Origin of the sequence: Pseudomonas sp. A6, assembly GCF_052367875.1 — a bacterium.
GTDB lineage: Bacteria > Pseudomonadota > Gammaproteobacteria > Pseudomonadales > Pseudomonadaceae > Pseudomonas > Pseudomonas citronellolis.
The window spans coordinates 3,698,646-3,718,520 of sequence record NZ_CP198970.1 but is presented as its reverse complement, the minus strand read 5'-3'; the positions used below and the strand labels follow the sequence as shown (position 1 = coordinate 3,718,520).

The 19,875-nt window shown below is 67.1% G+C and carries 9 protein-coding genes and 1 pseudogene; 4 read left to right on the top strand and 6 right to left on the bottom strand.

Annotated features, from left to right (window positions below; translation table 11 throughout):
• Positions 1-232: 232 nt before the first annotated feature.
• From ACTWJ5_RS16605 to ACTWJ5_RS16590, 4 genes are all read right to left on the bottom strand, one after another.
• Positions 233-2,602 carry a 7TM-DISM domain-containing protein gene (locus ACTWJ5_RS16605; RefSeq protein WP_444436103.1) on the bottom strand — a complete coding sequence of 790 codons (2,370 nt, stop codon included), beginning with the start codon at positions 2,600-2,602 and terminating at the stop codon, positions 233-235.
• A 254-nt stretch (positions 2,603-2,856) separates the two neighbouring features.
• Positions 2,857-10,383, bottom strand: a complete 7,527-nt coding sequence (locus ACTWJ5_RS16600) for a YDG domain-containing protein (RefSeq protein WP_444436102.1) — start codon at positions 10,381-10,383, stop codon at positions 2,857-2,859.
• A 44-nt stretch (positions 10,384-10,427) separates the two neighbouring features.
• Entirely contained in the window at positions 10,428-12,203 is a 1,776-nt protein-coding gene (locus ACTWJ5_RS16595) for a ShlB/FhaC/HecB family hemolysin secretion/activation protein (RefSeq protein ID WP_253411820.1), read from the bottom strand.
• A 178-nt stretch (positions 12,204-12,381) separates the two neighbouring features.
• A complete protein-coding gene (locus tag ACTWJ5_RS16590; RefSeq protein WP_444436101.1) occupies positions 12,382-13,158 on the bottom strand; it encodes a helix-turn-helix domain-containing protein in 777 nt (258 codons plus the stop codon).
• Between the two features lie 133 nt (positions 13,159-13,291).
• On the opposite strand from ACTWJ5_RS16590, the gene ACTWJ5_RS16585 reads away from it, so the two are divergent.
• Positions 13,292-14,203: a LysR family transcriptional regulator gene (locus ACTWJ5_RS16585; RefSeq protein ID WP_444436100.1), complete on the top strand. Its 912-nt coding sequence runs from the start codon at positions 13,292-13,294 to the stop codon at positions 14,201-14,203.
• A gap of 51 nt (positions 14,204-14,254) precedes the next feature.
• Here the strand turns inward: ACTWJ5_RS16585 and ACTWJ5_RS16580 are convergent, their stop codons facing one another.
• Positions 14,255-15,487 (bottom strand): NADH:flavin oxidoreductase/NADH oxidase family protein, encoded by a 1,233-nt coding sequence (locus tag ACTWJ5_RS16580; RefSeq protein WP_261745870.1) that lies wholly within the window; start codon positions 15,485-15,487, stop codon positions 14,255-14,257.
• Positions 15,488-15,784: 297 nt separating this feature from the next.
• Between ACTWJ5_RS16580 and ACTWJ5_RS16575 the strand changes: the two genes are divergently transcribed.
• Positions 15,785-16,687, top strand: coding sequence for an acetoacetate decarboxylase family protein (locus ACTWJ5_RS16575; protein WP_245322997.1), 903 nt, complete (start codon positions 15,785-15,787; stop codon positions 16,685-16,687).
• Positions 16,688-17,472: 785 nt separating this feature from the next.
• Here the strand turns inward: ACTWJ5_RS16575 and ACTWJ5_RS16570 are convergent.
• Positions 17,473-17,676, bottom strand: a pseudogene (locus tag ACTWJ5_RS16570) (MerR family transcriptional regulator); the annotation flags it as partial.
• A gap of 268 nt (positions 17,677-17,944) precedes the next feature.
• On the opposite strand from ACTWJ5_RS16570, the gene ACTWJ5_RS16565 reads away from it, so the two are divergent.
• On the top strand, positions 17,945-18,811 hold the full coding sequence (locus ACTWJ5_RS16565) for an oxidoreductase (RefSeq protein WP_444436098.1): 867 nt from the start codon (positions 17,945-17,947) through the stop codon (positions 18,809-18,811).
• A gap of 157 nt (positions 18,812-18,968) precedes the next feature.
• On the top strand, positions 18,969-19,826 hold the full coding sequence (locus ACTWJ5_RS16560) for an oxidoreductase (RefSeq protein WP_444436097.1): 858 nt from the start codon (positions 18,969-18,971) through the stop codon (positions 19,824-19,826).
• Positions 19,827-19,875 lie beyond the last annotated feature (49 nt).

The following is a 19,875-nucleotide window of genomic DNA, read 5'->3' as shown; positions in this document are numbered from 1 at the left end:
GCTTCAGTTGGTAAATCCAAATGCCTGCAACTCGCCTTCCAGGCGAGCGATAAGCGCCTGGCTATCCCAATGCGGCTCTTTAAAAAGGCAGGCCGCAATCAGCATCGGTTTCATTGGCGTCCCCTGCTCTACTTAACCGCCCTCCTCCTCTCCTGTTTCCTGTGTTCCTGGCTGTACTAGCGCCACGCAGGGCATGGAGGATCTGCAGCGCTCCCGGCTCGGCGAGCCCTCGTCATTCAACGACGCAGCTACCGAGCAACCTGCGGACGCTGCCCAGTACCTGCCCGCTGGCAGCAGGCTTGAGCAGCGCGGCGTCGAACGCCAGTCCGGCGGGCACCCAGCGTGGCCGCAGGGGCGGCGCCGCCGAGTACAGCAGGACAGGCAGTTCCGGGTAGTGCTCGCGGACCTGGCAGAGCAAGGCCCAGCCATCCATCGGCGCCATCATCTGGTCGGTGATCAGCAGGTCCACCGTGGATGTCTGCAGCAATGCCAGCGCTTGCCCGCCGTCGGCGGCGGTCAGCACGTCGAAGCCGTAGCCGGCCAGCAGGTCGTACAACCCCTCGCGGTTCTGCTGGATGTCGTCGACGACCAGGACGCAACGGCCATCGCCGTCGATGTCTACGGTGCCGGTATCGCTCACCACGCTTTCGACCTCATCTTCCGTCGCGCAGGCCATCCTCAGCACGAATCCCAAGGCGGCCCCCCGCTCCCGCTGCGCATCGACGTTCAGCTCGCTGCCCATCTGTTGCAGCAGCTGGCAGACGATCGAAAGCCCGAGCCCGGAGCCGTCGTAGGCCGCGGCATTGCTGCCGCGCTGGAACGGCTGCAGCAGTTTTTCCCGCTCGTCCGCGCGGATGCCGATCCCGCTGTCCCTGACACTGAAGCGGAGAGTGACGCCGCTCTCGTCGGCGTCCAGGCGTTCCACGGCGAATTCAATGAGGCCGTCGCGGGTGAATTTGCCGGCGTTGGCCAGGAGGTTGATCAGTACCTGGCGCAGGCGGCGGAAGTCGGCCTGGACCAGGGGCGGCAGGTCGGAGGCGAATTCGCAGGCGAAGCGGTTGTCCTGGCGCAGGGCGAGGAAGCGCCCTTCGTCCTCGATTTCCCGCAGGAAGCCGTAGAGGTAGCCGGGCGCCAGGACCAGCTCCAGTTGCTGCAGGTCGCTGCGGGAAAATTCCAGCAACTCGTCGATCATCTCCAGCTGGCGGCGGGCGTTGCGCTCGATGCGCTGGGGCAGGTCCGTCCGGCCCTCGCGCTCCAGGGCCCGCGAGTAGTCGATGATGCTCGACAGTGGCGTGCGCAGGTCGTGGCTGATGCGCGCCAGCAGCATGCTGCGGGCCCGTAGTGATTCGCGCAACTGCTCGGTGCGCCGGGCGACCGAGCCTTCCAGCCGCTCGTGCTCCGCCCGGCGCTGCTCCTCGAGATCCGCCAGGGCCCGGCGCTCGCGCCAGCGACTGCGGCTGAACTCCATCACCAGGGTGCAGACCAGCAACAGCACGCCGGGCAAGGTGGAGGTCAGGCCCAGCTGGTCCTCACCGTACTGCCAGCCCACGTTCTTCACGTCCATGAAGTGCCGGAGGGTGCCCTGGAACACGAACAGCGCCGTCAGCCCGAGCCCCAGCCAGCTGGGGCGCCGGCCGTACAGCCAGGTCGCCCCCAGTGTCAGCGGGATCAGCAGGTAGTTGAGCCCGCGCAGTTCGCTGAACACGACCCGGGTGTAGCGGTAGTCGCCGAATGCCCCCCAGAGCAGCAGCCCTCCGATCAACAGGGTGTACAGGTTCAGCAGGGCCTTCATCCACCCCGGCAGGACCTGCACGCCGAACAGGACGCGCATGTAGCCCAGGAACAACGAGAAGGCGAGGCAGGAGAGCACGCTGATCAACTGCTCCTTCAACGGCATCCACTGCGGGACATAGAACAGGTAGCCGTTGACCACGCAGCACACCAGGCCATAGGCCATGATCGCCAGGGCGTTCATGATCAGCAGTTGCGAGCGGCGGATCAGGCCGATGACGAAGCCGAAGGGGACGATGATCAGGGTGATGCCCAGGGACACGCCATCGAGCAGGTTCGACCATTCGAGGGCGCGCTGCTGCTGGAACTCGTCCCACAGGGCCGGCTTGATCATCAACGCGCTGCTGCTCTGTACCCGCATCAGCAATTGGGTCGGCTCGCCCCCGGCAAGGGCCAGCGGAAACAGCGGCTGCCGCGCGGCGACCCGCCACTGCGACAGCGGGTAGTCGCTGCCGGCGTGCATTTCGCTCCACTGCCCGGCGCGCCCGACGAACACCTGCACCTTGTCCAGGCGCGGCTCGCCGACCTTCAGCCAGCGCAGGCAAGCGCTGTCCGGCTGCAGGGTGAAGCGCAGCCAGATCGCCGCGGTGCTGAACTCCAGGGGGAAGCGGTTCCCCTCGATCCGCTGGAAGCGCTCGTCCGGGAGGTTCGTGACCGCCTCCGCGCCCAGGCTGTGCGTCGGATCGAGCAGGAACTGCGCACCGGGAAGCAATTGCAGCGATGAAACCTGGCAGGGATCGGGCAGCCCGGACGCCCAGGCCATCCGGTTGCCACAGAGCGCCAGGAGCAGAAACAACAGCAGCAGAGGCATGCCGAAGGAGCCGGCGCGCCAGGATGCCGGTCGCCGCCCGCGGCTGCGAAGAAAAGCCAGTTGCTTGTTTACCACGCGCTGCACGCCTACATGAGCGGGTTACCGGGGGCGCATACGATAGCCCAAATCCGCTGGCGAGACCGTCCCGCCCGGCGCAACCTGTGGTTGCGCCGGATGGGAACGGGAAGACCCCTCGATGGCCGGCAGCGAGTGGTCTCCAGGTCGTCACCGGCCCGGGAGGCCGGCGACGGAGGTCAGCGAGAGACCAGTTGGATGCCGCTCGCCGAACCTCGCCAGGCCGAGCCCGCTACCCGCTCGATGACTACCGCCCGCACGCCCGGCACCGTCACCCCGAGGCGCTGCTTGGCCAGCGCCAGGCCGAAGCTGGCCAGGTCCTCGTCCGAGTCATCGTCGTCCAGGCCGCGCACTGCCACGCGCAAGGTGCCGTCCTTGACCAGCGCCACCTTGAGCGGAAGCAGTTCGCCATTGGCACGAGCCACCGCGCCGCTGGCCCACTGGCCAGTCTCCTGCCCCAGGTCAGGCGCCTGCTGCCGTGCCGCGCTGACGGGCTCCAGGGTGATGCTGTTGCCCAGGTCGGTGGCCCGGAACAGTCCCTTGCCGGACGGCTCGCTGCCAACATCCACGCGGAACAACGCCAGGGTGTTGACCTGCGCCAATTCTGCCGGCGCGTCGTCCAGCATCAGGCTCTGGCGACCGCCGCCGCTGAGCACCGCGTCCTGCAGCAGCAGTTCGCTGCCGACAGGGATGTCGGCTGGCGCCGCGGCCTGCCGGGAAGCGTCGCTGAACAGCTGGGTGCTGGCCTGCGGCAGCGAGTCGGTCGGCGCCGTCACCTGCACGCGCTGGGACTGCTGCTCCACGGCCACCGCCGTGGCGTTCGCGCCCTTGGGTTCGTTGATCAGGCCCACCGGGTTGTACAGCGACGCCTCGATGCTCCCGGTGCCCTGCAGTTGCGCCGGATCGATCCGGTAGTTGCCGGCGTCGCCGCCCGCCAGAAGCAGGTCGACGGCGCTGACCGCCTTGCCCTGCCCCGCCGACGGCGTGGCATAGAGCCCGTTGGCCGTGGCGCGGACATCGTCCCCGGCGACCACGCCGCTCAGCTCGACGCCCTGTACCGGAGCCCGGGTGCTGCCGTCGTAGGTCTTGTCGCCGACCAGCAGGGTGCCGCCCAGGGTCTTCCGGGCGATATCGGCCGTGCCAACCGTGGCGCCGGTGTCGAAGCTGTAGTTGCCCGCCTCGGCGCCGGCCAGGCTGATGCCGCTGCCGCTCACCGACTTGTCGTTGCCGGCGTTCTTGTCGACGAAGCTGCCGGTGCTGCCGATGCCAACCACCCTGCCCTCGTCGCCGGCCACCACGCCCACCAGGCCGACGTTGGTCAGTTGCGCGTTGGTATTGCCGTCATACACCTTGTCGGCCACGTCGGCCGTGCCGGTCAGCACCTTGCGGGTGATGTCGGCGGTGCCGATCCGGGCGGTGGTGTCGAAGCTGTAGTTGCCTGCTTCGGCGCCGGACAGGGCAACGCCACTGCCGCTCACCGACTTGTCGCTGCCAGCGTTCTTGTCGGCGAAGCTGCCGGCGCCGCTACCGGCCACCTTGCCTTCGTCACCGGCGACCACGCCGACCAGGCCGATATTGCCCAGTTGCGCGTTGGTGGTGCCGTCGTACACCTTGTCGGCCACATCGGCAGTGCCGGTCAGTACCTTGCGAGAGATGTCGGCGGCGCCGATCTGGGCCGTGGTGTCGAAGCTGTAGTTACCCGCTTCGGAGCCGGACAGGGCGATGCCACTGCCACTCACCGCCTTGTCGTTGCCGGCGTTCCTGTCGGCGAAGCTGCCGGTGGAGCCGGTCCCCACCACTGCGCCCTCGTCGCCCGCGACCACGCCTACCAGGTTCACGTTGCTCAGTTGGGCATTGGTGTTGCCGTCATAGACCTTGTCGGTCACGTCGGCAGTAGCGGTCAGCACCTTGCGGTTGATGTCGGCGGTGCCAATCTGGGCGGCGGTGTCGAAGCTGTAGTTATTGGCTTCGGCACCGGTCAGGCCGATACCGCTGCCGCTCACCGACTTGTCGTTGCCGGCATTCTTGTCAGCGAAGCTGCCGGTCACGCCCGTGCTCACTACTTGGCCTTCATCGCCGGCGACCACACCGACCAGATTGACGTTGCTCAGCTGGGCGTCGGTGCTGCCGTCATAGACCTTGTCGGCCACATCAGCCGTCGCGGTCAGCGCCTTGCGGGTGATATCGGCCGTGCCAATCTGGGCGGTGGTGTCGAAGCTGTAGTTGCCCGCCTCGTCGCCGGACAGGGCAACGCCACTGCCGCTCACCGACTTGTCGCTGCCGGCATTCTTGTCGGCGAAGCTGCCGCTGCCGCTACCGGCCACCTTGTCTTCGTCACCAGCAACCACGCCGACCAGGCCGATATTGCTCAGTTGGGCGTTGGTATTGCCGTCGTACACCTTGTCGGCCACGTCGGCAGTCGCGGTCAGTACCTTGCGGTCGATGTCGGCGGTGCCGATCTGGGCGGCGGTGTCGAAGCTGTAGTTGCCCGCCTCGGCGCCGGTCAGGCCGATACCGCTACCGCTCACCGACTTGTCGGTGCCGGCGTTCTTGTCGGCGAAACTGCCGGTCACGCCGGTGCTCGCTACCTGGCCTTCATCGCCAGCCACCACACCCACCAGGTTGACGTTGCTCAGCTGGGTGTTGGTGTTGCCGTCGTACACCTTGTCGGCCACGTCGGCCGTCGCGGTCAGCACCTTGCGGGTGATGTCGGCGGTGCCGATCCGGGCGCCGGTATCGAAGCTGTAGTTGCTGGCTTCATCGCCGGACAGGGCGACATTGCTGCCGCTCACCGACTTGTCGTTGCCAGCGTTCCTGTCGACGAAGCTGCCGCTGCCATTACCGGCCACCTTGCCTTCGTCACCGGCCACCACGCCGACCAGGGCGATATCGCTCAGCTGGGCGTCGGTATTGCCGTCGTACACCTTGTCGGCCACGTTGGCGGTTGCGGTCAGCATCTTGCGAGTGATATCGGCCGTGCCGATCTGCGCTGCGGTGTCGAAGCTGTAGTTGCCCGCCTCGGTGCCGGAGAGGCCGATGCCGCTGCCAGTGACCGACTTGTCGGCACCAGCGTTCTTGTCGGCGAAGCTGCCGGTCACGCCCGTGCTCACCACTTCGCCCTCGTCGCCCGCGATCACGCCCACCAGATTCACATTGCTCAGCTGGGCGTCGGTGCTACCGTCGTAGACCTTGTCGGCTACATCGGCGGTGGCCGTCAGCACTTTGCGGGTGATGTCGGCGGTGCCGACCTGGGCCGCAGTATCGAAGCTGTAGTTATTGGCTTCGGCGCCAGTCAGGCCGATGCCGCTGCCGCTCACCGACTTGTCGCTGCCGGCGTTCTTGTCGGCGAAGCTACCGATAGCCCCCGTGCTCGCTACCTGGCCTTCATCACCTGCGACCACACCCACCAGGCTCACATTGTTCAGCTGGGCATTGGCGTTGCCATCGTACACCTTGTCAGCCACATCGGCCGTCGCAGTCAGAACCTTGCGAGTGATATCGGCCGTGCCGATCGCGGCGCTGGTGTCGAAGCTGTAGTTGTTGGCTTCGGCGCCGGTCAGGCCGATACCGCTGCCGCTTACCGACTTGTCGTTGCCGGCATTCTTGTCGACGAAGCTACCGATGGCACCGGTGCTCACCACCTCGCCTTCGTCACCCGCCACCACACCGACCAGACTCACATTGCTCAGTTGAGCACTGGTGTTGCCGTCATACACTTTGTCCGCCACGTCAGCGGTGGCGGTCAGCGCCTTGCGGGCAATGTCGGCCGTGCCGATCTGCGCGGTCCCATCGAAGCTATAGTTGCCCGCCTCGCTACCGGACAGGATGACGCCGCTGCCGCTCACCGCCTTGTCGCTGCCAGCGTTCTTGTCGACGAAGCTGCCGCTGCCGCTACCGGCCACCTCGCCTTCGTCGCCCGCCACCACACCCACCAGATTCACATTGCTCAGCTGGGCGTTGGTATTGCCGTCGTAGACTTTGTCGGCCACGTCGGCCGTCGCGGTCAGTACCTTGCGGGTGATGTCAGCGGTGCCGATCTGGGCTGCGGTATCGAAGCTGTAGTTGCCCGCCTCGGCGCCGCTCAGCCCGACGCCGCTACCGTTCACCGACTTGTCGCTACCGGCGTTCTTGTCGGAGAAGGTGCCAGTAACGCCGGTGCTCACCACCTGGCCTTCGTCGCCAGCCACCACGCCCACCAGATTCACGTTGCTCAGCTGGGCATTGGTGTTGCCGTCATACACTTTGTCGGCCACATCGGCAGTCGCGGTCAGCACCTTGCGGGCGATGTCGGCGGTACCGATCTGGGCCGCGGTGTCGAAGCTGTAGTTGCCCGCCTCGGCGCCGGACAGGCCGATGCCGCTGCCAGTGACCGACTTGTCGCTACCGGCGTTCTTGTCAGCGAAGCTACCGGTGGAGCCCGTGCTCGCTACCTGGCCCTCGTCGCCAGCCACCACACCCACCAGGTTCAGGTTGCTCAGTTGGGCGTTGGTGTTGCCGTCGTAGACCTTGTCGGCCACGTCGGCGGTGGCGGTCAGGACCTTCTTGTCGACCACGCCGACGTCGCCGCTCACCGAGCCGGACGACAGCTGGTAGCCGTAGACCGCCACGCTCTTGCCGCCGTTGAGCGTCTGGTTGCTCGCCGTGCCCAGGGCCACGCCGTCCACCGTGACGGTCTTGCCGCTGCCGGCGTTCTTGTCGTCGTAGCGGGCCGAGCCCCAGCCGCTGACGATCAGTTGGATGTCGTCGCCGTCGATGGCGCCGTTGGTGGCCCCCGGCGCGGCCGGGTCGGTGTTCACGTCGAAGTTGGCCATCGACAGGTTGGTGGTGCCGGCCGCCGCACTGTCGTTGCCGTCGTAGGTCTTCTCCACCGTGCCCACCAGTTTTACGTCCACGGTCGGCGCCACGCTGTACAGGTGGCCGTTGCCGCTGCTCTGCGCCACCACCAGCGAAGGGTCGCCGTAGTTGGCGTTGTACTGCTTGAAGTCCACGTCCAGGCCGCCGCGCAGGTCGTCGCGCGGGTCGCTGGAATAGGTCAGCCAGCGGCCGTTGCTGTTGCTGGTCAGCAGCGCGTTGGCGCCGGTGTTGTTGATGAAGTTGCGCGCCGCAGCGGCGACCACCGCGTCGCCGCTGCCATGGGCGGAAATGCTCCCGCCGCCGTTGATCTGCACGTCGCCCACGCCGGCGCTGACGATGGCGTGGCCGGTGCTGGAGGTATTCTCCAGGGCGCCGTTGACCACCAGGTTGCCGTTGAGCAGGGTCAGGTTGTTGTTGGCGTCGAAGCTGAAGCCGCTGCTGTTCACCGTGGTGGTGCCGGTACCGTCGGCGCGGCCGATGGTCAGGTTCCTGATGCCGGTCAGCTGGGTGAAGGTGGTGGCCGAGGCGATGCCGTCGGTGCCGTCGAGGGCGATGTCGGTGCCGATGTCCCAGGGCTCCAGGACGATGCTCGCGGTGTTGATGTTCTGCAGGGTGGCCTGGCTGAAGTCGATATTCTCCGCGCGCAGGGTCAGGGCCTTGTCGCCGGTCTGCAGGTTCACGTTGCTGGTGAAGTTGATGTCGCCGTCGGTGTAGATCGAGGCGCCGCCGAGCATGGTCAGCGGCGTGCTGAAGTTGACGTCGCCGCTCAGGCTGAGCTTGCCGGCCAGGCGCTTCTCGCCGGTGGAGCCGCCCATCCCCAGGCTGCCCATGGCGTCGCCGAAGTAGAGGCGGCCGGCGCCCAGGGTGATGTCGCTGTTGAGCGTGGCGATGCTTTCGGCATAGTTGGTGGTGCCGAAGGACAGGTAGAGGTTGCCGCCGTTGGTGCTGATCGGCGTATTGATGGTCAGCGCGCCCTTGCCGCCCGTGTCGGAGTCGCTGGACAGGCGCACGTAGCCGCCGTTGGTGGTCAGCGCGCCGGCGATGGTCAGGCCGTCGGCGCCCAGCAGGGTGATGGAGCCCGCCCCCGGCGTGCCGCTGCCGGCGGAGTTGACGTTGTGGACCGGCAGCGCGCTCACCGCGGGGTTGTCGCCGGCGCCATGGGCGATCAGGTTGGCGACGTTGCTGATGCTGCCGGTGCCGGTGCCGCCGGACTGGAAGTACAGGCTGCCGGTGCCGAACACCTCGATGGTGTTGTTGGGGTTGGCGAAGGTGATGGAACTGTTGCTGTTGCTGCTGTTGCCCGCCTCCACACGCAGACTGACGTTGTCCTGCATGCTGATGGTGCCGTCGCCGCCGTTCTGGGTGAGGTCGCCGAAGGTGATGGCGCCGGTGGCGGTCATCAGTACGTTGGCGCCCTGGGCCTCCAGGGTCTGTTCGTAGACCGTGACGTTGCCGCTGCCGCTGCTCCAGTTGCCGCTGCTGCCGCTGCCACCGGAGACGGTGATGTTGGTCGGGTCCAGCAGCAGGTCGCCGGTGCGGCCCTTGGCCGCGCGTGCATCGGCCACGCCGGCGTAGCTCAGGGTCTGCTTGCCCGAGACTTCCGCCTTGCCACCGTCACCGCCCTGCGCGCCGCCCCGAACCGAGATGCTCCCGGCGAAGCTGTTGTCGCCGTCGGACCAGGCCACCACCTGGCCGCCGTCGCCCTGCACGGTGGCGTCGGCGCGCAGCTCCGCGCCACTGGCCACGCTCACCTGCTGCGCATTGCGCACGCTGGCGTCCTGCCCCTGCCAGCCGCCGCCAACCTTGATGTCACCACCGCCGCTGCTGCCGCTGGCGTCCAGCCGGGCGCCCTGGGCCAGCTCGACGCGGTTGCCGGTGACCACCAGCGAACCGCCCGCGCCCTGGCTGGAGGACGCGTCCAGGGTTCCCGCCACCTGGGTCAGGCCGCTGTCGCCATCGCCGTCGAGGAGGATGCGGCCGTTGCGCGCCACCAGGCCATGGGCCTCGATCACCCCGGAGTTGTTGACCACGCTGCTGATCGCCGCGTCCGCCGAGCGGGCGCTGAGCACCACCGAGCCGCCGTCGGCGCTGATGCGCCCGTCGTTGCGCACCAGGGCGTCGAGCACGCCGCGGTCGACATTGACGCTCACCAGCCCGTCGCCGGTGAAATCCAGGCTGACCTGCTCGCCTGCGGCCAGCACGCTGCTGCCCGAGGGCGTCTCGATGCTGCCGCTGTTGCGCACCTGCGGGCCGATCAGGGCGACCACGCCGCCATCGGCGGTCTTGATGCTCCCCTGGTTGACCACCGCGCCCGCGCCGCTGCCGCCGCCGAGGCGGGTCTTGCCGGCCATGAAGTCGGCGTCGCTGATGTTCAGCGACGATGCCACCAGGCCTCCGACATTCACCTGGGCACCCTGGCCGATCACCACGCCGTTGGGGTTGAGCAGCCAGACCTGGCCGTTGGCGTCGAGCTTGCCGAGGATCTGGCTGGCGTTGCCGCCGCCGACCACCCGGTTGAGCGCGACGCTGTCGCGGCCGGGCTGCTGGAACTGCACGCGGGCATCGGCGCCGACGTCGAAGCTGTTCCAGTTGGTCACCAGGCGGTTGCTGTTCTGCTGGATGGTCATCTGTGCGCCGGACTGGCTGATGCTGCCGGCGCCGGCGACTATGCTGCCGCCCGTGGGAAGGTCGGCGGCCTGGGCCATGCCACCGCCGAGCAGGCCGAGGGCGGCAAGGATACCGACCACCCCGCCGCGCTTGCCGCGGGCGGTGGAGTTTTCGGCAACGGCGACATAGGCCTGGGCGGTGTCGCTCCAGACCAGACGGTATACATGGTTCAACGAAGCGCTCATGGCGTGCTCCTACTTTGTCTCTTCGATACCCGGTGGGGCGATGATCAGAACGCCAGCGAGGCCTGGATCCAGCCGCGCCAGTCGCTGGCGCGGCCGTCGGCGTCCTGGCCGGAAAGGCTGCGCCCGGGGTTGTCGCCCAGGGTGCGGGCCACGGCGGCGTGCAGGCTCCATTGGCCGACCCAGAGGTTGGCGCCAAGGCCCAGGGCATTCAGGTCGTAGCGGTTGCGCCCGGTGGCGGTGACGGTGGAGCCCGGCCAGGTGTCCTGGTGCAGCCAGACCCGCCCGCTGTCGAAGAAGCCGAGGCCCTCCAGCTTGGCGTTCGGCAGGCCGATGGGGAGGTTGCGGCGCAGCTCCAGGGTGCCCAGCCAGCCCTCGTCGCCGGCCGCCTCGCCGACCGGGTAGGCGCGCACGCCGGCGGGGCCGCCGAGCAGGAACTTCTCCGCCGAGTCGAGGTTCTGGTCCGACCATTGCGCCGACATCCCGGCGTACAGGTTCCAGTCGCTGCCCGCGCCCAGGCTCTGCAGGCGCGACAGGCGCAGGTCGAGTTTCTCGAAGTGGCCGTCGCTCCTGGCGCTGCGGCTGTCGGCGAACGCGTCGTCGCGGTTGCCCGAGAGGTCCAGCTTGCCGAGGGTGAGCGCCACGCCGGCATCGCTGACGCCGCCGCCGGCGAAGCTATCGAAGCGGTTGCCGTTCAGGGCGAAGGTGAAGTTGTCCAGGCTGCGGTCGCGCAGGTTGGCGCCCAGGGCCCGGTCCTTGAGGTTCTTGTGCTCGTAGGTGCCGGAGAGGTAGAGGTTCTGCAGGCGCGAACGCAGCAGCGGGTAGCTCAGGCCGATGGAGCCGGTGCTGGCCGTGCCGCGCAGGTCCAGCACGCGGTACTTGTCCTGGTCGACGTCGTAGCGCAGGTACGAGGTCCCCAGTTGCAGGCGCAGGCCGGAGGCGTTCAGCGGCAGGCTGTACCCGGCGCCGAAGATGTCGCTGCCGGTGGTCTTGCTGACGCCCAGGTTCAGTTGGTCGCCGATCGCCAGCGGGTCATTGAGGCTGAGCTGGGCATTGGCCCGGGCGATGCCGGTGCTGCGGTTGCCATAGTTGTCGAGCGACACCGCGCCACTGACCAGCGGGCCCTGCCTGGCGTCGATCAGCAGGCGGCTGCTGCCCGGCTCCGCGCCGCGCTCCAGCGCGGCGTGGGCGCTGATGCCCGGCTGGTCATTGATCAGCAGCAGCGCGCGCTCGAGGTCTTCAGCCTGCAGCACCTTGCCCTCGGGCAGCGCCGCGCCGGCCATGTCGGCCAGGCGTCGCGGGCTGCTGCGGGTGTTGCCGCCGACCTGGATGCGCGCGGCGCCGGACTCCAGGCGCCCCTTGATCAGGGCGATCTCCAGGTTGCCCTCGGTCAGGTCCTGGCGCGGCAGATAGGCCCTGGCCAGCACATAGCCGCGGCCACGCAGGTAGCGCGTGAGGCTGTCCACCAGTTGCTGCAGGCCGGCGTGGTCGAGGGTCTTGCCGAGCATCGGCTGCAGCAGCTGTTGCAGGTTTTCCGCGCTGGCCAGGTCGGTGTCACCGCTGAAGCGGATCGCATTCAGGCGCACGCGCAGGCCGGCATCACCGGGGCGCCTGGTTTCCACCGGCAGTTCGAGCCCCGCCGGCGGCTGGGTGGACTGCGGTCGCGGGGGTTGGGTGCGTTGCTGCTCGTTGAGCAACTGGCCGGCGCTGGGCAGGCTCTCGGCCAACGCTTGGGGGACGGTCAGCGTGCCGGCCAGGGCGATGGCCATGGGCAGCAGGGCGCGGCCGAAGCGCTCGGAAGCCGCATGCAGGAAATGCGTCAAGGGACAGACTCCAGGGGGTTCTAATTAGCATCCGTTGCAGCAGCGGGTCTGACGGATATTTGGCCCCTGAAGTATTCCCACTCTCCAAACGACGGATTTTTGCCAGGCAGGACGGAAATTTTGCGGCGAAGGACAATGATGGCTTTTTTATGGCGCAGCCGGAGGCCGCCGCCAGCGGCTAGCGGCCGGAGCCGGCCAAGGCCTGCTGGCGGAATTCGCTGGGGGTCACGCCCTGCTGCTCGCGGAACGCCGTGGTGAAGTTGCAGGCGCTGCTGAAACCCACCAGGTCGGCGATGTCCTGCACGCTCATGCGGCTGCCGGCCAGCAGTTCCTGCGCCTTGCGCAGGCGCGCCTGGCGCACGTGGGCGAAGACCGTGCAGCCCAGGTGCCGGCGAAAGATCGCCGACAGGCGCTTCTCATGGGTGCCCACGCTCCTGGCGATCTCCGCCAGCCCCGGCAGTTGCGCCAGGTTCTCGTCGATGTAGCGCAGCACCGCACGTAGAAGAATCTCGTCCCCCGAGGCCGGCGAACCTTCTTCGCTGGACGGCGCTGCCCGCCGAGTGAGTTGCAGATGCAAACGCACCCGCGCGAGCACCTCCTCCGCCTCGAACGGCTTGAGCACGTAGTCCACCCCGCCCAGGCTGAAGCCCTCCAGGCGTTCCTCCAGATCGTTCGCGGAGGTCAGGAAGATCACCGGGATGTCCCGCGTCGCCGGCGCCTCGCGGAGCAGCCGGCACACCGAGAAGCCGCTCATCTTCGGCATGCGCACGTCCAGCAGCACCAGGTCCGGCTGCAACGCCAGGGCCCGCTGGTAGCCCTGCTGGGCCTCGGTCACCACGGAGATGCGCCAGGGCTGCGCATGCAGCAGGTGCAGCAAGGGACGGATCTCCTCGGGGGAGTCGTCGATCAGCAGGATGTGTGGCCTATCGGTAGTGACTGGTTTGCGTCCAAGCATGGTACCGCCGCGTCCCCTAGTGCATCTCGTTCGTATCCTCGACCGGGCGCCGCGGCAAAGGCATCCGCCGCCCGGGCAAAGACTCATGGTTGATAACGCGCCCTAAAATATCGCAATACCATGAGGGAAAGGTATGAAGGAAGGTTCCATCGGCCGCAACCTGACGTTGCAGGATGACAGCGACTGGCCTGGGTTGCTCCTGGAGTTGCATTGGTTCGCCCGCCTGGTGGAGGCGCGCGGTTTCAGCGCTGCAGCACGTGTATCGGGCCTCTCCGAGTCCTCCATGAGTCGGCGTCTCCAGCAACTGGAGCGGCGCATGGGCGTTCAGCTGGTCCAGCGCAGCAACCGTGTATTCGCCCTGACGAGCATTGGCGAAGGGGTCTACAGGCACGCCCGGGAGATGCTGGCCGCGGCCGAAGCGGCGACCCATAGCGCTCAGGCGGCATTGAAAAGCGCGAGCGGCTTCGTGCGCCTGGCCGCGCCGGGCATCCTGCAAGGCTGGCTCGTGCGCTTGCTGGCGAAGTTCCTGGCGCAGCAACCACGCATCCACGTCGGCCTGTTCGACCTGGGGCCGGAACACGACCCCATCGCCCAGATGACCGATATCAGCCTCAGCCTGGCAGTCCCTCCCCACGACAGTACGATGCTGGCAGCGCGCAACCTGGCCACCCTGCGCACCCACTATATGGCCGCGCCGGCCATGGCCGGGAACATCGGCCATGGGCAGGCAGCAACCGTTTCCGGCCTGCCGCTGCTTTGCGATGCAGCCTCGGGAACGAGCAAAGGATCGACATTCAGCACCGATAGCCTGCTGGCCCTTCGGGAAGCTGCAATCGCAGGCCTGGGGGTCGTCTGCCTGCCAGCGATAGCCTGCAGCGAAGAACTTCGAGCCGGCTCCCTGCGGATCATCCAGACCGCGGAGGCGCCCCCGGAAATGACGTTACTCGCCATAACGCCTCCGACCAAGGCGATCACCCAAGCCAGCCGCGTCCTGATGAACGAGATTCAGGATGCCGCACGATCCTCATACGCGGTTGAATACTGAGCCCCGCCAACGCCCCTGGATGAAGACGGCATCAACCCTCCCCGCCAATGATCAGCCGGCAAGCCCCCTCACCCAACGCCGATAGCGCCAGGTGCGAACCTGCGTATCCAGCTGCTGCTCCAGCAGCGCCAGCGCCGGCGCGACATTCGGGTTGGCCAGCTTGCCGAGGCTCAGGCGGCGCAACTGGTGCTTCACCATCGCCATGTAGCCGATCGACGCCAGCACCTTGTTCTTCCAGGTGATGGGCCTGAGCATGGGCGCGCTTGCCTGCCCCGCCCGCCAGTCCCTGGGCAGGTTGGGGTCGATGGCCAGCGCGGTGCCCATGCCGACCATGTCGATGCCGCTGTCCAGGACCTGCTCCGCCACCGGCAGCCGGCGCACGCCGCCGGTGACCATGACCGGCATCTTTGCAACGGACGAGATGTCCTTGGCGAACTCCAGGAAGTAGGCTTCCCGGGCCAGGGTGCGGCCGTCGCGGGCCTGGCCGTGCATCGCCGGCGCTTCGTAGCTGCCGCCGGACAGCTCGATCAGGTCCACGCCCAGCGGGTTGAGCAGCGCGACGACCTGCTTCGCATCGTCCGTGCTGAACCCGCCGCGCTGGAAGTCGGCCGAGTTGAGCTTCACCGACACGGCGAACCCGGGGCCCACCGCCGCGCGGACTTCCCTGACCACGTCGAGCAGCAGCCGGGCGCGGTTCTCCAGCGCCCCGCCCCACTGGTCCGTGCGCTTGTTGGTGATCGGCGAGAGGAACTGGCTGATCAGGTAGCCGTGCGCGGCATGGATCTGCACGCCGGTGAAGCCGAAGCGCTCGGCGAGCACGGCCGTCCTGACGAAGCGCGCCTTGACGTCAGCGATGTCCGCCTCGGTCATCGCCCGCGGCGGGATGAACTGCTTGGAGAAGTTGCCCAGGTCCATGGGCACTTCCGAGGGCGCGATGGTGTCCTGCTTCAGGGCCGCGGGCATCTGCCGGCCTGGATGGTTGATCTGCATCCACACCTGCCCGCCGTGGGAGCGGGCGGCTTGCGCCCAGGCCCGGAAGCGCTCGCCGAAGCGCTCGGACTCCAGCACCACCCCGCCCGGCCCGGTCATGGCGCGGTGATCGATCATGACGTTGCCGGTGATCATCAGGCCGACCTCGCCTTCGGCCCAGATGCGATAGAGGCGGATCAGTACATCCGAGGGCGCATGGTCTTTGTCCGCCATGTTTTCTTCCATGGCGGCTTTGGCGAGACGGTTGGGAATGACGGCCCCATTGGGCAGGGTCAACGCAGTGAACGCGGTCATCACAGGCTCCAGGATTGGCGACTGCCGCACCGTAACCTTTAAGTCAACTTTAATGTCAAGGGTGTTTTCGCGTGTCGCGCCAACCACTCGAAACCCGGGATTGCAGGGGCTTGACCTTGAAGTTCAGTTAAAGGTTAGGGTTCGCCGGCAAGCTGCTGGCCAGCGTGCCGCAAGCCCCACGCCTAACCCTGGAGAGAGTGAACAGTGAAACTCGGAAGTGTTGCCGCGATAGCCGGACTTTTCGTCAATGCCCTTGCAGCCTCCGCATGGGCCGAGGTTCCAGCGACCGAAAGCACGATGATCGACATCGCCGGCCATGAAGTGCCTGTGGTGAAAGGCGGGTTGTACGACCGCTACCGTTCGAACCCGCCCCTCTCGGTGATCGCCGCCGAGGCGCCGGACGTCGACCTGAGCTGGTTCAAGGGGCTGACCAAGACGAAGGTGGACATAGGCTTCGAATCCTACTCGCCGAACTTCTACTACAAGAACAGCCGGGTCACCGCCGTCTACACGGCGGACATCGACAAGCTCAGGGAGCTGATACCCGCCAAGGTCCTGGAAAAGGTGCAGCCCCTGCAGGTCTGGCCGGGGCGCGGCCTGGTGGCATTCACCGCCTACTCCTATCACTACTGCGACAACGACAGCTACAACGAAGTCGCCCTTTCCATCATCACCAACAAGCCTGGCAGCTCGAACCTCGGCCCCCTCACGCTGGTTGGCCAGTCGCTGTCCAAGGATTATTGGGGGTACGTGCTCAAGCTCCCGGTGAACACCGAGCTCGCGAGGGTTCGCGGCGTGGTTGGCTACAACCTGCCGAAGTGGCTGACCGGCATCGACGTCACGGAGGATGCGCACAAGGTGACCTACGACATCGTCGATAGCCGGACGGGCAAGGTGGATGTGGTGTTCCAGGCGGCCAAGCTTGCCAAGCTTTCGCAGAAGGACGAGCTGGTGACCAGCAGCTTCACCAATACCGACCAGAAAGGTGAGCTGACCTATGGCTACGCGGTGTCGCGCCAACTCAGCCATGCCTCCAGCAGCGACGGGGACTCGGCGCGGCTGATCCTCGGCGAGGGGGAGCTTTCCAGCTACATCAAGTCGCTGAAGCTCGGAAAGATGCTGAAGTACGAGTACGTCCCGCAATTCCAGAGCGCGCTCTATGCGCCCAAGCCGCTGGGTTCGCTTATCGGCAAGGACTGACGGATAGGTGGATGGGCCGTGGGCCGGTGCGCCGATGCCATCATGACTGTAGGAGCGAGCTTGCTCGCGAACGGGGTTTACCGGGGGCTGAGGTGTTGGGGGTAAGAGCGCCCTCTCCCCAACCCTCTCCCGCAAGCGGGAGAGGGGGCTGTCCTGAGCGATGCGTCGGTCAGGCGCCATCCTTCCACGCCTAACCTCACCCCGTCATTCCCGCGAACGCGGGACGCGGCTCCATCGCGAACAGCGCTTGCGCTGGCCCGAAGGGGAATAACCCAGTGACTTTTTTGGGTTGGGGCTCGGTGTACCGCGCCGCTCCGAGTGCTCGGAGGTTTCTTGTTTCGCCCCCTCGGGCGAGTCCCTTTTGTCAAACGCCACAAAAGGAACCAAAAAGGCTTGCCCCGACATACGGGCCCGATGGAGCCGGGCTACCCTCGCGAATTCCCCCGCCACGGAGGCCCGCCCCGAGGGTACGTCCCTGTAGCCCGCGGGGCTCTCGCGACATCCATGTCGCATGACCTCCTGAGCGCGGGTTTCGTTCGGCCTTCTGAAGGGGCGTTCCGGTGCGCTCGGGTGTTTCTCTGGAAATCCAAGAGCAAACGCGCTTTTGCTCTTCGTAGGAGCGAGCTTGCTCGCGAACCCAACCACCCGTCACTGGGTTCCCGCGTTCGCGGAAATGACGGGGTGAGGTTAGGGAGAGGAGGATGGCACCTGCCCGACACACCACTCAGGACACCCCCTCCCCTCCAGGAAAAAACCCAAGGCTCACTCGACAGAAGCACTACCAGCCTTGGCCTGCCTACGATCCGGCATTGCACACTACCCTCTTGTCGCAGCCGCTCCAGCACCCGCGGGGTGTTGTCTGCGCACTGCATTCCTTCCGGCTTGCTCTCGATGCCCTCGATGGCCACCAGCAACTGCGCCTTGTTCTGCTCCAGGCGCTTCTGCAGCACCTCGATCTCACCCACCTTGCGCCTGAGGCCCTCCAACAAGCCGATACGATCAACGCCGACCTGCTCGCCTTCATCCGCAGCTGACGAGCCCGGGAGCCAGGCGTTCAGCGCCTTGCCCCCCTCCACTCCCTCCCCCTGCTCCGCCAAAGAGAGCCCACAGGCACTCCGTACGATCGAAAAAGAAAACCGTATTCCGTGACATGGAAAGTACGGATGACCCCACGTACCTTTGTATCCGCAAATCGCCTCGTCGCTCCCAAGGGGAGCGACGATGGCCATCGGTAACACGTATATGGGAGAAAGGTTCATGAGCCATGCAAAGAAGGTCTGGTTGATCACTGGCGCCTCGTCGGGTTTCGGCAAGTCGCTGGCCGAGGCCGTCATCGCCAACGGTGACTGCGTAGCCATCACCGCCCGCCGCCTGGAGCGCCTGCAAGCCATCGCGCAAGGCCATGAAGACCGCGTGCTGCCCCTGGCCGTGGACGTGACCGACGCCGCCGCCCGCGACAAGGCCGTGGCCGACACCCTGGCGCGCTTCGGCCGCATCGACGTGCTGGCCAACGTGGCCGGGCGCGGCGTGGCCGGGGCCTGCGAGGAATTCAGCCTGGAACAGCTGCGCGAGCAGATGGAGCTGAACTTCTTCGCCGCCGCCGAAATGAGTCGCGCCGTGCTGCCGCAGATGCGCAAGCAGGGCTCGGGCAACATCCTCACGGTGAGCAGCATCGCCGGCCTGGTGGCCATGAATGCCGCCGGCCCCTACTGCGCCGCCAAGTTCGCCATCGAGGGCTGGACCGAAGCGTTGGCCATCGAGGCCAAGCCGCTGGGCATCCACGTCACCCTGGTCGAGCCGGGCGCGTTCCGCACCGAGTTCGCCGGCGACGTGAACATGCGTCCGCTGCAGCGCATCGATGTCTACCGGCCGATGGTCGAGCCGTTCGAGACCTACCTCGAAACCTCCGCCGGCAAGCAGATGGGCGATCCGGCCAAGGCCGCCCGGCGCATGCTGGAAGTGGTGGCCAGCGACGCGCCGCCGGTGCGCCTGATGCTGGGCCGGGACGCCTACTCGATCTGGGACGCCACCCTCGCCAAGCGCCAGGAAGACCTGAACAGCTGGCGCGAACGTGGTGAAGACACCGCCTTCGACGACGCCGAAGTCGTGGAAATCCGGCTGTGATGCGCAGCCGGGCGCCAGGCGCATCGACAGAGGAAAACAGCGTGCAAGACCAACAGACGCCCCTGAACTCCGGCTTCGGCTTCCACAGCAGCGCCGCCGAGGTGCTGACCGGCATCGACGCCTTCGCCTGAATCCCATCCCTCAAGGAGAAACACTCATGAAAATCTGGTTCATCACCGGCGCCTCCTCCGGCCTTGGCAAGGCACTGGCCGAGGCCGTGCTGGCCAAGGGCGACAGCGCCGTCATCACCGCGCGCCGCCTGGAGCCGCTGGCGGAAATCGCCGCCGGCCACGGCGAGCGCGCCCTGGCGCTGCAACTGGACGTGACCGACGCCAATGCCCGCGCCGCCGCGCTGAAGGCCGCCAACGACAGGTTCGGCCGCATCGACGTGCTGGCCAACATCGCCGGCGCGGGCGCCTACGGCGCGCTGGAGGAATTCACCAGCGAGCAGCTGCGCGCCAACCTGGAGCTGAACTTCTTCGCCGCCGCCGAGCTGTCCCGCGAGGTGCTGCCGCAGATGCGCGCGCGCAAATCCGGGCACATCCTCAACCTGACCAGCATCGCCGGCCTGGTGGCCTTTCCCGGCAACGGCCTGTACAACGCCTCGAAGTTCGCCCTGGAAGGCTTCACCGAAGCCCTGCACCACGAGGTCAAGCCCTTCGGCGTGCGCGTCACGCTGGTCGAACCGGGTGCCTTCCGCACCGGCTTCGCCGGCGCCGCGGCGATGAAGGCCGCCGCCAGGATCGCCGACTACGCGCCCCTGGATGCGGGCCTGGACGAATACTTCGCCGGGCAGGACGGCCAGCAGATGGGCGACCCGGCCAAGGGCATGCAGGTGGTCATCGACATGGTGGAAAGCGATACCGCCCCGGTGCGCCTGATGCTGGGCGAAGACGCCTACCAGCTGTGGGAAAGCGCCGTCGCCTCGCGGAACCGCGACCTGGCCCAGTGGCGCGCGCGTGGCGAAGACACCGCCATTCCAGGCGCCGCGAAGAATCCGGTGCAGGCGCTCTAACTCCAGCCCCCGAGCGGTAGGCGGCCTGTCGCCAACCTCGGTTCCCTCC